At 63.0% G+C, this 15453-nt stretch carries 9 protein-coding genes; 4 read left to right on the top strand and 5 right to left on the bottom strand.

The window, feature by feature from the left end; genetic code table 11:
• The first annotated feature begins 194 nt into the window (after positions 1 to 194).
• Positions 195 to 605, top strand: a complete 411-nt coding sequence (locus tag ACKAMS_RS27500; RefSeq protein WP_003945103.1) for a VOC family protein — start codon at positions 195 to 197, stop codon at positions 603 to 605.
• Between the two features lie 72 nt (positions 606 to 677).
• Here ACKAMS_RS27500 and ACKAMS_RS27495 read toward each other — a convergent pair whose 3' ends face one another.
• Together ACKAMS_RS27495 and ACKAMS_RS27490 are read right to left on the bottom strand one after the other, a co-directional pair.
• Positions 678 to 1652 (bottom strand): sigma-70 family RNA polymerase sigma factor, encoded by a 975-nt coding sequence (locus ACKAMS_RS27495; protein ID WP_408989844.1) that lies wholly within the window; start codon positions 1650 to 1652, stop codon positions 678 to 680.
• A gap of 53 nt (positions 1653 to 1705) precedes the next feature.
• Complete coding sequence (locus tag ACKAMS_RS27490) at positions 1706 to 2437, bottom strand: GNAT family N-acetyltransferase (RefSeq protein WP_084325852.1); 732 nt, start codon at positions 2435 to 2437, stop codon at positions 1706 to 1708.
• A 216-nt stretch (positions 2438 to 2653) separates the two neighbouring features.
• On the opposite strand from ACKAMS_RS27490, the gene ACKAMS_RS27485 reads away from it, so the two are divergent.
• Positions 2654 to 3424: a hypothetical protein gene (locus tag ACKAMS_RS27485; protein WP_408989843.1), complete on the top strand. Its 771-nt coding sequence runs from the start codon at positions 2654 to 2656 to the stop codon at positions 3422 to 3424.
• A 508-nt stretch (positions 3425 to 3932) separates the two neighbouring features.
• The gene (locus ACKAMS_RS27480) at positions 3933 to 9416 is read left to right on the top strand and encodes a carboxyl transferase domain-containing protein (RefSeq protein WP_046379971.1); all 5484 of its coding nucleotides are present in this window, start codon (positions 3933 to 3935) and stop codon (positions 9414 to 9416) included.
• A gap of 69 nt (positions 9417 to 9485) precedes the next feature.
• Here the strand turns inward: ACKAMS_RS27480 and ACKAMS_RS27475 are convergent, their stop codons facing one another.
• Genes ACKAMS_RS27475 through ACKAMS_RS27465 form a run of 3 tightly spaced genes read right to left on the bottom strand, consistent with a single transcriptional unit; the run spans position 9486 to position 14322 of the window.
• Positions 9486 to 9767 carry a hypothetical protein gene (locus ACKAMS_RS27475; protein ID WP_030536904.1) on the bottom strand — a complete coding sequence of 94 codons (282 nt, stop codon included), beginning with the start codon at positions 9765 to 9767 and terminating at the stop codon, positions 9486 to 9488.
• Positions 9768 to 9778: 11 nt separating this feature from the next.
• Positions 9779 to 13885, bottom strand: a complete 4107-nt coding sequence (locus tag ACKAMS_RS27470) for a cation-translocating P-type ATPase (RefSeq protein ID WP_408989842.1) — start codon at positions 13883 to 13885, stop codon at positions 9779 to 9781.
• 11 nt (positions 13886 to 13896) lie between these two features.
• The gene (locus ACKAMS_RS27465; RefSeq protein ID WP_020908416.1) at positions 13897 to 14322 is read right to left on the bottom strand and encodes a hypothetical protein; all 426 of its coding nucleotides are present in this window, start codon (positions 14320 to 14322) and stop codon (positions 13897 to 13899) included.
• Between the two features lie 183 nt (positions 14323 to 14505).
• On the opposite strand from ACKAMS_RS27465, the gene ACKAMS_RS27460 reads away from it, so the two are divergent.
• Positions 14506 to 15453, top strand: coding sequence for an aldo/keto reductase (locus ACKAMS_RS27460; RefSeq protein WP_070797481.1), 948 nt, complete (start codon positions 14506 to 14508; stop codon positions 15451 to 15453).

Raw genomic sequence — 15453 nt, 5'->3', positions numbered from 1 at the left:
TGGACAAAGTTACGCGAAGATCAACACAACACCAAATCGCCAGGTCAGAGCACTGAAGCGGGTTAACAGCCGATAGTTTCCTCGAATTTTTGCCTCTCGCGATGACTTTCCGCGCCCACTGCGGTCTGTATGAGCAGGAACCAACAGGAACCGAAGCGTTCAGTAATCAGTCAACCGACTTCAAGGAGCACCCAATGTCTCGTCTTCTCTTCGTCAACATGCCGGTCAAGGACGTCGCCGCTACCCGGGCGTTCTTCAGCGGCCTCGGCTTCGAGTTCAACGACATGTTCAGTGACGAGAACACTGTCTCGATGATCGTCAGTGATTCCGCCACGGTCATGTTCCTGAACGAACCCCGTTTCGGGGACTTCATCGCCGACGACATCTGTGACACGTCGAAAGCTCGAGAAGCACTGATGTGCGTGTCGGCCGACAGCAGGGAGGAAGTCGACACCTTCGTCGACGCGGCGATCGCTGCCGGCGGTAGCAAGTGGATGGAGCCCCAGGATCACGGCTTCATGTACGGACGCGCGTTCCGCGACCTCGACAATCACGTCTGGGAGGTCATGTGGATGGACCCGGCTGCGACTGTTCCCCAGCAGTAACGCAGAACAACTGCAGTAACGAGTAGGCGCGCGGGTCCCTCCATACCGGAGGGCTCGCGCAACTCCTTGCCCCTATAGCTCTGCAGGCAATCCGAACCGTGCGAACAGACTCAGATCGAAGAAACACGTGACGTGCGAGATCCCGGACTCGGTGACATCGAGAACGTGCAACTGGAAAGCACGGTGAACCCCATCGGGCTCGCGCATATAGAGGCCGAACGCCGGCTGGCCGTTGGCTGCGGTCGGTAGTAGCCGCATCGCACCTGGTCCGTCGGCCGGGCATTTGGTTCCGATGAGCTCCCCGATTGCCTCGGGGCCCTGGTACCAACCCTCGAACGGAGGCATCTCCCAGATGGCTTCCCGCGTGAACAGCTCAACGATTGCCTCGACGTCGTAGCTCTCGAAGCTGTGCACGTAGTCGCGAAGCAACTTCCGGGCAGCCTCGGTAGACGGTTCCACGAGATCGTCCTCAGTGGGCCCGATGTGATTGATCTGTGCGCGAGCCCGCTGCAGCAGGCTGTTCACCGCAGTGGTTGTGGTGTCCAGCGCCTCCGCAACTTCCGATGCCTTCCACTGCAGAACGTCACGCAGAACCAGAACCGCACGTTGGCGCGCGGACAAGTGCTGCAGCGCGGCAACAAGCGCGAGCCTGACCGAATCGCGATTGACGACCATGACGGCGGGATCATTGACGTCGCCCAACGCAGAATCCGCGATCGGTTCCAACCAGGCAATCTCGTTGCGCTCGATCAAATCGTCGGCCGGGTCCGAACTAGGTGCACCAAGGCCGGTCGGGAGTGGACGCCTCGATCTCCCCTCCAGCGCGGTCAGGCACGTATTCGTCGCGATGCGATAGAGCCAGGTCCTGAGCGACGACTGGCCTTTGTAACCGTCGAACCCGCGCCAAGCCCGGATGAACGTCTCTTGGACCTGGTCTTCGGCGTCGTGAATCGACCCCATCATGCGATAGCAGTGCGCCAGCAACTCGCGGCGGTACGGATCGGCAAGAGTGAGGAAATCACTGTCCAACGCCTGATCGACTGTCATTTGTTCAGACTAGTGGCCGAGCGCCCGAAACACAGGCGTCGGCGAGAATTCGATCAGGCAGGCGCCTGAACCGCGGTCAACCGGGATCGCTTCCGCAGAACGAACCCCAGCGATTCGTAGAGTCTGATCGCATTCGTATTCGATTGCACTGCATGGAGAAACGGCAGCTCGCCGCGTTCGCGAATCCCGGCAGCGACGGCACGGATCAGCGTCGTACCCAGGCCTCGACCTCGGAAGTCGCTGTCGGTGCACACCGCACTGATTTCCGTCCATCCCGGAGGGTGCAACCGCTCCCCTGCCATGGCAACAAGTCTTCCGTCGACGCGAATGCCGTAGTAGCTCCCCATCTCGACGGTACGAGGAAGAAACGGTCCGGGCTTGGTGCGCTCGATCAACGCCAGAATTTCGGGGACGTCGCCCCTTCCGAGAAGTTCGACCGATGGATCAACGGAGACATCGAGTGCTGAACCGTCCATCTGCACCGAGCCGAACTGATCCACAACGCGCCACCCTTCCGGCGGCTGATGATCAAATCCTCGTAAACCTACTGTGCCGCCTGGACCTACGAGTGTGCGTAGGTTCTCCCAGTCTTCGGCGTCCAACTCGGGCGGATGACCGACAAACGGAGCGACTGTCGGGTCGTATCGCGCAACTCTCCCTGCCCAGCGAGCGAATTGCGCATGATGTCCGCGAAGACCTTGTCGCACAGGATCGTCCAGTGGATGGATGTCGACATCCGTGTCAACAGTCTCGACAAACGACGCCAGGGTCGCCTCCGTGGTCATCGAACCTCTTCCTATCCAAGTCTTCCAGTGATGGAGGCGACCGAAACTCCCCGCCCACCTCGATCACAACGCTAGGAACACTTGCTGTCGTAGTCGCCGGATAGAATCAAGATGATTCTGACTTCCGCCCCACGCCCGGTGACGACCACGGTTCGAGGGCAGATTCTCACAAAGACTTTCGTCGCGACATCTACACCAAACGAAAGGCTGTTCGCCATGAGCCACTCCGACCCGATCAGATCTGCATTCGACCAGCTACCTCTGAAGGAAATGGACGCAGCGACGCTGGTCTTCGCGATCGAGAGCGCCGTCGACGAGATGGCTCTCCCGGGTGAAACCTTGCGGCTCGCCATGGAGGTCGCGACCCTCGCGCACCTCGATCAGTTCAGAAAGAACGGGATCAAGTCAAACGAGGATCCCTACATCGTTCATCCCCTACGAAATGTGTTGCGGCTGCTTCGGTACGGGTGCTCTGATGTCGAGATCCTGAGCGCAACCGCGCTTCACGACACGGTCGAGGACCGACCACACGCCGTCATCGCACTCCTCGGTGGCCGGACTGCGGACGACATGTCTGCATCCGAAGCGCAAGAACGTGCGTCAACACTCTTCGCCTCGCACTTCGGCCACAGAATCTCCGAACTTGTTGAGGCAGTGACCAATCCAATCGACTACCCGCACGACAACACCACCGGCTACCAGGATCACGTCATCCGCGCGATCGCGGATCCAGCAGTGTTCCTCGTGAAGTTCAGCGACTTCGTCGACAACGCGGGAAGCGTGAAGTACCTGAGCGAGACCGACAGGCTGAGGCTGGTCACGAAGTACGAACCACTCGTGGAGCACTTCAAGCGGGCTTCGCTTGCTCTCGCCAACGCATTGCAGCTCCCTCCCGCAGGACTCGACGCGATCGCACAGCACATTGCAACCATCGAAGGCGATTTCTCGAATACGGTCCGAGGGGACATAGAAAATACTCGCCAGTAGTACCGATCAGTAATAATCGAGCAATCGGGAGAATTCTCCGAATGCGTGATTTTGTTACCAGTGAGTATTCACTTTCTTGCCAATTTCATTACCATCGTGATCCGTGTCACAGGGTTGAATTCCATTGCACTGCAATGATTTAACGCTATAAGTGTAACCGTGGTTCACGTTGACTAATATTCTTCAATTCGCCCAGGTGACATGAGCGTCGACATACTGCATTCTTAGATAAACCAGGGATTCCCTGGAAGCAGACACAATATGTTGCTGATTCGTGATTGGAGCGGTTCTGAGTCCACGCCTGCAGGGTGGCGTACAAGGCACGCCGTGCCTGAGCGCAGGGGACTCTACGAACCGGAAGGGCAATCACTTGCCGACGCGCAACCGGGGGAAACACAGCGCATCGCGGCGTAGTTCACGAACCAGGTAATCCGGGTATGTGGGACACGGTCGGCTCATATCGCAACGTACGTGACGAAGAATCTCATCAAGGACGGTGGCAGTGACAATGTTCAAACGAATCGCAGTGGTCAATCGAGGTGAGGCCGCGGTCCGGCTGATCAGGGCTGTACGCGAACTGAACGCCGAACACGACTACGGCATTCGCGTCATTGCACTGCACACCGAGGCCGAGCGCCGCGCCATGTTCGTCCGCCAGGCAGACGAGGGTGTGACCCTGCGCAGCACCGGCACCGGCAGCCCGTATCTCGACTACGCCGAACTCGAGCGAGCACTCCTCGCAGCCAAGGCCGACGCAGTCTGGGTCGGCTGGGGCTTCGTGGCCGAGGATCCCGCCTTCGCCGAGATCGTCGCCAAACTGGGCATCACGTTCATCGGCCCGAGCGCCGACGCGATGCGCCTGCTCGGCGACAAGGTTGCCGCCAAGATCCTGGCCGAGAAGGTCGGCGTACCTGTCGCCCCGTGGAGCGGCGGACCGGTCGAAACCCGCGCCGACGCTCGTCGTCATGCTCAGTCCATCGGATATCCCCTGATCATCAAGGCCCGAAGCGGCGGCGGTGGACGCGGTATCCGCAAGGTCTGGGCCGAAGACGAACTCGAAGTTGCACTCGAGCGCACGCAGGGCGAAGCAGAGCGATCCTTCGGCGACCCCGTCGTCTTCCTCGAACGCCTTGTCACCGATGCACGCCACGTCGAGGTACAGGTCATCGCCGACAACCACGGCAATGTCTGGGCTCCGGGCGTTCGCGACTGCTCGATTCAGCGCCGCAACCAGAAGGTCATCGAAGAATCCTCCTCCCCCGTCCTGACCGAAGAACAGTCTGACCACCTCAAGAAGGTGTCCGCCGAACTGGTCAAGGCAGCCGGATACCAGGGCGCAGGCACGGTCGAATACCTCTACCAGCCCGAGAACAAGCTCTTCACGTTCCTCGAGGTCAACACCCGTCTGCAGGTCGAGCACCCGATCACCGAGGTCACCACCGGAATCGACCTCGTCAAACTGCAGATTCTGGTCGCCAGTGGTGACGAATTGGTCGGTGACTGCCCGCCCGCATTCGGCCACGCCGTCGAAGCCCGCCTCAACGCAGAGGACGCGGACAACGATTTCGCGCCGGCACCCGGCACGGTTCAGCTCCTCAAGTTCCCGCTCGGCTCCGGCATCCGGGTCGACACCGGCATCGCTGCCGGGGACGTCATTCCGCCCGACTACGACTCGATGGTCGCGAAGGTCATCGCCTGGGGCCGCAACCGCTCCGAGGCACTTGCGCGCCTGCGTACCGCCCTTCGTGAAACCACAGTCGTACTCGACGGCGGCACCACCACCAAGTCGTTCCTCCTCGATCTACTCGATCGCGACGAGGTCATCTCGGCATCCGCGGATACCGGCTGGCTCGACCGCACGGGCGCCCTCACCGGCACCACTCGTCGCGCGGACGTCGCACTGATCGCCACCGCCATCGATGCTTACGACGCCGAGGAGTCCCTCGAGCGTGCGGCCTTCCTCGCCTCGGCACGTGGCGGCCGTCCCCGCGCCAATCACGCGATCGGCCGTACCGTCGAGCTCAACTACCAAGGTCAGGCATACAAACTGACCGTCGGGCGTATCGGCCCGCACCGCTACCGCGTCGACGGAGACGCCGGCGACATCGAGGTCGACGTCGATCGTCTCGGCGACTTCGAGTCACGGCTGGTGATCGGCGATCGGCGCTTCCACGTCGTTTCCGTCGTGAGCCCGGCTCGCTATCTCGTCGAGGTCGACGGCATCAGCCACCAGATCAGCCAGGACGACGCCGGAGTGGTCCGCGCGCCGGCTCCCGCCGTCGTGGTGGCTGTACCGGTCGCGGTCGGCGACGACGTCGAAGCCGGCTCCACCCTGGTCGTGCTCGAATCCATGAAGATGGAGACCGCAGTTCGCGCACCGTACGCGGGCAAGGTGCGTGAAGTTCTCGCTACCGTCAACTCTCAGGTCGATGCCGGCGCGCCGCTCCTGCGCGTCGACCAGGTCAGCGAGGAAGCTGTCACGGAGAAGGCTCCGCGAGTCCAATTCGATCTTCCGGCAGCAACTTCCGGTTCCGACGCCCGCGACGACGCGTTGGCACAGCTCGAAGCACTGACCGCGATGATCAGTGGCTACGACGTCAGCGGTAAGCACGCAAACGCTGTTCTGGCCGAGTACGACGCACTTCGCAGCGCACTCGAATCCGAGGACCGCGAACTGGTACAGGCCGAACTGGCTGTGCTGACCACCTTCGCCGACATCTGCGAACTCTCGCGCAACAAGCCCACCTCGGGTGAGTCCGCGAAGGACGAATCCGTCCACAGCCCCCGCGAGCACTTCCACACCTTCCTGCACTCACTCGACTCCGAGCGCGAAGGTTTGCCGGCGTCGTTCCGCACGAGACTCGAACGGGCACTTCGCCACTACGACGTCACCGATCTGGAAGATCGCCAGGCCGTCGAGGAAGCGGTGTACCGACTCTTCCTGGCTCTGCAGCGCATGGAAGCCCAGATCCCGGTCATTGCAGCACTTCTCGAAGGCTGGCTGGTCGGCGACAAGGCTCCCGGTTGCTCGGCTCAGGAGCTCAACGAGGTTCTCGATCGACTCATCGTCGCGACGCAGGTCCGCTACCCCGTCATCGGCGACGTCGCCCGCAACCTTCGCTTCCGGTTCTTCGACGAGCCGCGCATCCGCAAGGTTCGCGAAGACGTCTACGACGGAGTACGCGGCAACCTCGCCTACCTCGAAGAGCAGCCGGACGCTGCCGATTTCGACGAGCGAATCGCCAACCTCGTCGCCACTCCCGAACCGCTCCTGGACCTGTTGGGTCGAAAGATCGGCCTTGGCAACCGCGATGGCGGCCCTCTACTCGAGGTCATCACGCGTCGCTACTACAAGATTCACTCCTTCGAAGACGTCCGCGTTTTCGAGCACGTCGACCGCCGTTTCGTGACCGGTAACTTCGACCTCAAGGGCGACGGGCTACATCTCGTCTCGACGGTGGCCGAATTCGACGCTCTCGGAACGGCTCTCGACGATGTCGCCACAATCGCGCAGGATGCTCCATCCGGTCGCGGCCTGGTAGTCGACATCTACCTCGACTGGCCGAATCAGCCCGCCGACGGCGACACGCTCGTCGAGACGCTGCGCACCGAACTCTCGCGCAACGAGACGATCACCCGGTCCCGCCGCGCGACTGTGATCATCTGCAATCCGAATGGGGAGCCGGTCCGCTGGGTCACCTTCCGCCCGATCGACGGTGAACTGGTCGAGGACAACATCATCCGCGACATGCATCCGCTCACGGGTCAGCGTCTGGACATGTGGCGCCTGAAGAACTTCAACGGCAAGCGTCTGCCGGCTCCGGAGAACACCTACCTGTTCCACCTCTCCGCCAAGGAGAACCCGAAGGACGAGCGCCTGATCGCTCTCGCGGAAATCCGTGACGTGACACCGCAGCTCGACGACGAAGGCCAGATGGTTGCGCTTCCGGCCATCGAGCGCACACTTGCCGCGTGCCTCGACGGCATCCGCCGTGCGCAGTCCCAGCGCGGAGACAAGCGTCGACTGGCAGCCAACCGCGTCGTGCTCTACGTGTGGCCGGTCGCCGACGTTCCCAGCGAACGCTTCTCCGTGATCGCTCAGAACGCAGCCCGACTGACCGTCGGCGCCGGGCTAGAAGAGATCACACTCATCACCCGCCTGAAGGACCGAAAGGGCGGCGCGCCCAAGGAAGTTGCGCTGCGATTCTCCTACCGCGCAGGTGCCGGTGTGGTCATCAACAAGACCACGCCTCCCACTGAACCGCTGCTCCCCCTCGACGCGTACGCCCAGAAGGTCCAGAGTTCGCGGGCACGCGGCACGGTGTACCCGTACGAGTTGATTCCGCTCCTGACCGGCACCAAGGGCACCTTCGTCGAGCACGACTTCGACGAAGCGGGCGTCCTCTCACCTGTCGAGCGTCCGTACGGGCTCAACAAGGCCGGCATCGTCGTCGGCCTCGTGAACACTCCGACGCCGCGCTATCCCGAGGGAATGACCCGTGTCGCGCTCTTCGGTGACCCCACCAAGGCGCTCGGTACCGTGGCCGAGGCCGAATGCTCACGCGTGGTCGCTGCCATCGACCTGGCCGAGAAGTTGAACGCTCCGGTCGAGTGGTTTGCGCTGTCCTCGGGTGCCACCATCTCGATGGAGAGCGGCACCGAGAACATGGACTGGGTCTCCCGTGGCCTGCGCCGGATCATCACCTTCACCCAGAACGGTGGCGAGATCAACATCGTCGTCACGGGAATCAACGTCGGCGCTCAGCCCTACTGGAACGCCGAAGCCACCATGTTGATGCACACCAAGGGCATTCTGGTGATGACCCCGGACAGCGCGATGGTGCTGACCGGCAAGCAGTCTCTCGACTACTCCGGTGGCGTGTCGGCCGAGGACAACTTCGGTATCGGTGGCTACGACCGCGTCATGGGCCCCAACGGCCAGGCGCAGTACTGGGCCCCCGACCTCACTGCGGCGTGCGAGATCCTGTTCCGTCACTACGCACACTCGTACCTCGCTCCCGGCGAACGGTTCCCGCGTCGCGCAGCGACGACGGACCCCGTCGATCGCGACGTGCGTAGCTTCCCGCACACCCACCCGTCGAGCGACTTCGAGACGGTCGGCGACATCTTCTCCTCGGCGAAGAACCCGGATCGCAAGAAGCCCTTCGATATTCGCACCGTGATGCGGTCGGTGGTCGACCAGGACCACTCGGTTCTCGAGCGTTGGGCCGACATGGCCGGCGCCGACACCTCTGTCGTTCTGGACGCGCACCTCGCCGGACATCCGGTCACAGTGGTGGGCATCGAATCCCGCGCGATCCCGCGTAAGGGTCACTTCCCCGCCGACGGTCCCGACACCTGGACGTCGGGAACGCTGTTCCCGAACTCGTCGAAAAAGACTGCCCGCGCGATCAATGCTGCGAGCGGCAACCGTCCGATCGTGGTGCTGGCCAACCTGTCCGGCTTCGACGGTTCACCGGAGTCACTGCGCAACATCCAGCTCGAGTACGGCGCCGAGATCGGCCGCGCCATCGTCAACTTCGACGGACCGATCGTGTTCTGCGTCGTTTCCCGCTACCACGGCGGCGCGTTCGTCGTATTCTCCGGTGCGCTCAACGACAACATGGAAGTTCTTGCTGTCGAAGGTTCGTTCGCCTCGGTACTCGGCGGCGCCCCCGCCGCCGCAGTGGTCTTCACCCGTGAGGTGAACACCCGCACCAACAACGACCCGAAGGTGCAGCAACTGGAAGCAGACTTGGCAGCAGCCAAGGACGACACGGAGAAAGCACACCTGCGCGTCGAACTGAACGCTCAGCGCATCGCCGTCCGCTCCGACAAGCTCGGCGAAGTGGCATCCGAATTCGAAGCGATCCACAACATCCAGCGGGCCCGAGAGGTCGGCTCGGTGGATGAGATCGTCCCTGCCGCAGAACTGCGTCCGCAGATCATCGCAGCAGTCGAACGCGGCATGAAGCGCGCACTCGCGCAGTAAGTTTCTCCGCACGTCGAGCGGTCCCGCGAAATGCGGGGCCGCTCGATTTGTGTCCGGACCGCGCCGGCTTCAGACGCCCTCGAGCGCCTCTCCGATCTCTTCGAGGACGTGATTGTGCTGCTCTGTTGCGAGCAGATGCCCCGCCGCGATGGTGACTGCCACGGGCCACTCGATGATCTCGAACGCAACCATCAGTCCCATCACCGCAAAATAGGCGATCTGCTCGGGTCTCGGAACCGGAATGGCACCGACGATCGGTAGCTCCAACTCGAAGCTCCGAGCCGAACGGACGGATTCCACTACCGCGCGGTGATCGACGGGGTTCGTGTGGTCGACGGTGTTCTGGGACATGTCACGATTCCTCAGGATTCATCTCGGGTCGCCCGGGAGTTCGGCGACGTGTCACTTCCAGCAGCGACGCTCACAAGCGTGTCCGATTCACCGGTTTCCGCTTCTTTGATTTCCGCTTCGCTGATTTCCACGCTGTCGCGAGCGCTGACTCCCCCGGTTCGGGAGGTGTACGCGGTGCTCGTCCGCGTCGGGATCTTGCGAATCGTCGACTGACCTTCCGCGCTCTCCTCAGTTCCAGTCTCCTCAGTTGCGGCGATCCGCTCCAACACCCGCGGAGCCAGCGCCGCCAGCAGCGTCGCTGCCGACGCACAGCCCACTGCTTGACCCCACCCAATCGGACCGAGCGGCGTGCAACCGAGAAATTGGCTCACCACCGGTGTGCTGACGAGCGTCGCCAGCGCCGCAGCGGACCCGGCAACTGTTGCGACCACCAGCGGACTGCGCGATTCGAGCAACGTCTGCCCCAGTTGGGTGCCCACCAGGGCAACCAACGCCACCGTCGACGCTCGTCGCCGCCTGCCGCTCGTCCGGGCCATAAGCCACGCTGCCAGCGCACCGATTGCCGTGGCAGTGCCGCGGACAGCGATCGTCTGCCACAACGCATGAGTGTCCATCTGTTCGGACTTCTCGGATCCGTTCTCGGACGGGGTGCTCACCGCAAGCGCAGCAGCGGGCAAGGCGTCCGTCATCAGATTGACCAGTAGCAACTGCCTTGCGTTGAGCGGTGATTCGCCGGACAGCGCAGAACCGATCAGAGCGAATGCGACTTCACCCGCGTTGCCTCCGAGCAAAACCCCCACCGCTGATCTGACCCGCCGCCACAATTGACTGCCCTCGTCCAATGCGTCGGTCAATCCGCCGACACGGCCGTCGAGGAGCACGATGTCTGCGGCGCCGCGCGCCGGATCGCTGTCAGTCGACGCCACCCCGATTCCCACGCTGGAAACTCGGATCGCCGCAGCATCGTTCGCGCCGTCACCGACCATGGCGCACACGCGCCCGTCAGTCTCCAACGCTTGCACGATCTCGACCTTCTGCTCGGGTGTCACGCGTGCAAAGACGCTGCTGCCGCGGACGGCGTTCCGTCGTTCTGCGCGAGAGAAGTTCTCCCAGTCCGGACCGGTGACCACGTCCTCACGCGCCACATCCATCCCCAGTTCGGTGGCGACCGCCGCCGCTGTTGTCGGATGATCCCCGGTCAGCACGCGCACTTGCTGTCCGTTGCCTTGAAGTTCTCGAACAAGTTGCGTTGCTTCGGGTCTGAGCGTGTCCGAGAGTCCGAGAAGGCCGACCGCTTCCAACCCCTCGGAGCAACACTGTTCGAGAAATTCCGAGTCCTCCGCAGCGCGTCGCGCATCGTGTTCCGACAACTCGCGCTGTGCGACGGCAACCACCCGCAGTCCGCGTCCGGCCATGCTCTGAACGTGGCTCGCCGACAAAGCATTCGGATCCCGCCCTGCCTCCGCCACGAATTCCGGTGAACCCTTCAGTGCGATCCGTCTGCCCAGTAGGGCTGCCGAGTACGGCCGCCCAGACCTGAACGGAACGAGGTTGAGCGCGTCGGCATCACCGAAAACCCGAGCCTCGTCCAGAGCTTGTTCGGCTGCATCGACGACGGCGGCGTCCGTCGAATGAAACACGCGATCGTCGCGACTTCCCAGAGCACTGCGCGCCGCAACTTCCAAAATCTCACTTTCGCCCCAACCGTCGACGCGTTCGACCGCGGCCACCCGTAGCTTGTTCTCACTGAGGGTTCCGGTCTTGTCGAAGCAGACCACGTCGACACGCCCGAGCGCTTCTATCGAACGTGGAGCACGCACCAACACTCCTGCTGCAGTGAGCCTTCGAGCTGCCGCCTGCTGAGCCAGGGTCGCAACCAGAGGCAATCCCTCCGGCACGGCGGCCACGGCAACGGCCACGCCTCCGGTGACGGCGCGGCGCAGACCGGTACCACGAATCAGACCCGCGACTGTCACCAACGCTCCGCCGCCGATACTGGCCGGCAGAGTCGCCCTGGTGAGTTCGCGCAGTCTGTTGGTCAGGCCCACAGCAGGTCCGGATCGGGATACACCGACATCGGCGCGCCTGGTCACCGTTCGAGCTCCGGTGGCCGTGACCACGCCACGACCGGAGCCGGCAAGCACTGTTGTCCCGGCATAGGCCATGCACCTTCGCTCGGCCAGGGGCATCCCAGGGGTCGGGTCAGTCTGCTTGTCGACGGGCATGGACTCCCCCGTCAACGACGACTCGTCGACTTCCAGCGATTCGGCGCTCAACAGTCGACAATCGGCGGGCACGATGTCCCCGGACTCGAGGGCCACGACGTCACCGAGTTCGAGCGCGTCTGCCGCAGTCTCGACCGTGCCGGCGTTGGTTACTCGCCGAGCTACCGGTTCCTGAGTCCGCAAAAGCCGCTGCACTGCCCGTTCCGAATGAAGTCGTTGAACAGCGGACATCGCGGCATTACCGACCAAAACCGAACCGACCAGGACGGCGTCTACCGGTGAACCGAGGACCGCACTGGCCGCCGAGCCGGTTGCCAACACCGGCGTGAGTGGATCCGCCAATTCTGTTCGCAACGCCGATAATCCGTCACGGATCAACCTGAAGCGTGCGGGCGCTCGCACACGAGTATCAGCGCGCTGCGGCGTATGCCGGACGGATTCGGCGAGTTCGCGAACGACAGAATCACCGTCCATCTCATGCCAGCTATCGCTCGGAGCACCGAGAGGGGCGGGAGCCTGAATCACAGATCGGGACAGGGTGTATCCGGTCCACAGTCCCGCAGCCGAACCAGCCGTGACCGGCCCCGGCCCAGCCCCTCGAATTCCCGGAAGCATAATCAAGGCACCCAATGCCGAAGAACCCGAGGAGAGTTCGACGCCGCGCCTCGTCGCTGTTCGGGCAGCCGAGAGCGCATGGACGACCCGCCACGCCCCGGCCAAGTCGGTGTGGATGTCGGCACTCACGTGCTCGCCACTCGGTGGTGAAATCCCGATGCGCAGCACTGCCTGCCCCGCTATCGCCCTACTCGACACGATCGCAACTGTCCGACCCTCGGCCGCCAACGCCGAGAGAGCTTCGCGCAGGCCGGCTTCGGGAGTCGATGGCGCCGGATAGAGCTCGTCGAATCCGCTTCGCAGTGATCCGAGCCCGTCGTCGTCGATCGTGGCCGCTGCGACTCCGCTCGCGCGTATCTCACCTATCAGTGATTCCGCCAACCCTTTTCGCACCGGTCTTACGACAACTTCGGCGCCGTCGATGCGGTGTCTTCCGACCCCGAGTGAGCCGGCGTCAAGCGCTTCCCTGGCATGTGCCCACACCACGACGCGGTCCGACTCGGACACCTCTCGTATGTCGGAAACCCGGAGCGCGTCTTCGAAAAGGACACTCGGATCGACGAGGACGGTATCGACACGATCGAGCATGCGTAGAGCCGCAGGGTCCGAAACGGCGACGTGGTGCGTCCGGCACAGACGGTATGACAAACCAGCAGCGAACGATTCGCGCGATATCCGAAGCGGCCGCGGCGCCGAAACCTTGATGCTCGTCGCAACGGTGTCACCGCCGGCAGACACGGTAGCCAGTGCAGCCCCAGCCGCCAGCTGAACCCCAGCGATCCTGTCGGCATAACGCTCCCCCGGACCACTCGGGTCACGCCTCGTGGAAGAACCGCGAGCGCCAGGTTCGAGTGGCCACACCAGCCGAGAGTTTCGCGCCGCCAGAGTTTCGCGCAGCAGCATCGTCCGCAGCCCGAAATCCACGCCCAATGACGCAGGCGCATAGGTCAGAACATCCGCGAACGACGTCGCCGACTCCAATGCGAAGTCGGTGAGCGAACGGCCAAGGCGCTGTTCGATTCGCCGACGCACCCGGGGTTGATAATTGATCGCCGACGCCGCCGCCGAGACATAGGCGGAACCCGGCATTCGCGGCACACGAAGAATCGATCCCGCTGCTGCAGGAATCATCCCGACGCCCGCCAGCGCAAGAGTGCCAGTCCGCAGCGCCACGTCACTGACAGCGGTTCGCGGAATCGTCGAACCACCGACCAACGCCAGACCCGACAACGCCAGGCGCGGCGGCAAAGTTGCCACCGACACCGCACGCCGGGCCATCGCTGAGAACATCAGGAAGTGGATCGAGTGTGCGAAGAACTGTGAGTTCGATCCTGCGACCGACTGGCCGCCTTGTGGGAGTTTCCGCTCGATTCCTTCTTTGCCGGTTCCGTCTTGGTCGCGCGCCCAACCGCCTTGACCGCACGATCGGGCCGCGCGCTCTTGCGATCCCATTCGTGAAGTACCAGGGCCGTGCCGCCGACCGCCAAGAGCACCGGCCACTCCACCAATCCCGCCGCGCCGACGGCGGCCATCGTGAGAACCGCGGTCGGCGTCGAGGAACTACCCGCACGAATTCCGTCTCGGACGCCCTCCGCCGTTCCGCGTATCCCGCCCGTCACTCCACCGATCACTCCGCCACCGACGGCTCCAGCCACCGTCGTCGTTGCGTCTGCCACACCACGAACGACGCGGGTGGCTTCGTCGACAATCATCATCGGACGCTCCTATCAGCAGTCCATCGAAGAATTCAGTATTTGAGGCCATACCCAACACCGACGGCGGCAATCACGATCCGATACATTTTTCGGCGAACCTGGCGAGGGCGCGCCATCGCCAGCGCCGTGAGAGGGTACGGTGCGGGATGCAGCGACCACCTTCATCGACGGGAGTTCCACACAGTGGCGATCATCGGAAATTCGGACCTCGACATCTTCCGACTTAGCTTGGGCGGCAACCCTTTCGGATGGACAGCAGACGAGAAGACGTCCTTCGAGATCCTCGACTCGTTCGCCGAAGCCGGTGCAAACTTCATCGACACCTCCGACTCGTACACGGCGTCGGCTCCCGGCAATTCCGGCGGGGAATCCGAAACGATCATCGGGAAATGGATCACCGATCGGGGACTGCAGAACGACATCGTCGTCGCCACCAAGGTGGGTAGCCATCCCGATTTCAAGGGACTGAAGGCCGACAACATCGCGGCCGCAGCTGAGGCGTCGCTGCAGCGCCTGCAGACGGACTGCATCGATCTGTACTACGCACATTTCGACGACCCGCAGACTCCGCTCGAGGAAACTCTCGAAGCCTTCAATGCGTTGGTCGTCGCGGGCAAGGTTCGCTATCTCGGAATCTCCAACTACAGCCCCGACCGCGTCCGGGAGTGGCTGCGGATCACCGAGGAGAACGATTACGCCGCGCCCATCGCGCTGCAACCGCACTACAACCTGGTGCACCGCAAGTCGTACGAACCCGAACTCGCGCAGATCGCCACCGACAACAACATCAGCGTCTTCCCGTACTTCGCTCTCGCTTCCGGCTTCCTGACGGGAAAGTACAAGACCCGCGCGGACATCGAAGGCAGCTCCCGCGAACGACTGACCGCCGGATACTTCAGCGACGCCGGACTCGACGTCGTCACGGAACTGGCAACAATCGCGCAGGCACACGAAAGCGAGATCTCGACCGTCGCGCTGGCCTGGCTGCTGACTCGACCGGGCATCACCGCACCGATCGCGAGCGTCAGCCGGCCGGAGCAACTCCCGGCGCTACTGGACGCCCCGAATCTGGTGCTGTCGTCGAATGAACTGGACACTCTCGAACGGGTGTCGGCGGCAGTCGGCGCCTGA

Origin of the sequence: Rhodococcus sp. 5A-K4, from assembly GCF_046097995.1 — a bacterium.
Classification (GTDB): domain Bacteria; phylum Actinomycetota; class Actinomycetes; order Mycobacteriales; family Mycobacteriaceae; genus Rhodococcus_F; species Rhodococcus_F erythropolis.
Note: the sequence above shows the minus strand (reverse complement) of the source record. Positions and strands in the feature narration are given on the sequence as shown.

What these genes read in the sequence shown, in the direction of transcription:
- ACKAMS_RS27500 (WP_003945103.1), top strand. Translation starts at nt 195, where the DNA reads ATGTCTCGTCTTCTCTTCGTCAACATGCCGGTCAAGGACGTCGCCGCT.
- ACKAMS_RS27495 (WP_408989844.1), bottom strand. Translation starts at nt 1,652, where the DNA reads ATGACAGTCGATCAGGCGTTGGACAGTGATTTCCTCACTCTTGCCGAT.
- ACKAMS_RS27490 (WP_084325852.1), bottom strand. Translation starts at nt 2,437, where the DNA reads ATGACCACGGAGGCGACCCTGGCGTCGTTTGTCGAGACTGTTGACACG.
- ACKAMS_RS27485 (WP_408989843.1), top strand. Translation starts at nt 2,654, where the DNA reads ATGAGCCACTCCGACCCGATCAGATCTGCATTCGACCAGCTACCTCTG.
- ACKAMS_RS27480 (WP_046379971.1), top strand. Translation starts at nt 3,933, where the DNA reads ATGTTCAAACGAATCGCAGTGGTCAATCGAGGTGAGGCCGCGGTCCGG.
- ACKAMS_RS27475 (WP_030536904.1), bottom strand. Translation starts at nt 9,767, where the DNA reads ATGTCCCAGAACACCGTCGACCACACGAACCCCGTCGATCACCGCGCG.
- ACKAMS_RS27470 (WP_408989842.1), bottom strand. Translation starts at nt 13,885, where the DNA reads ATGGCCCGGCGTGCGGTGTCGGTGGCAACTTTGCCGCCGCGCCTGGCG.
- ACKAMS_RS27465 (WP_020908416.1), bottom strand. Translation starts at nt 14,322, where the DNA reads ATGATGATTGTCGACGAAGCCACCCGCGTCGTTCGTGGTGTGGCAGAC.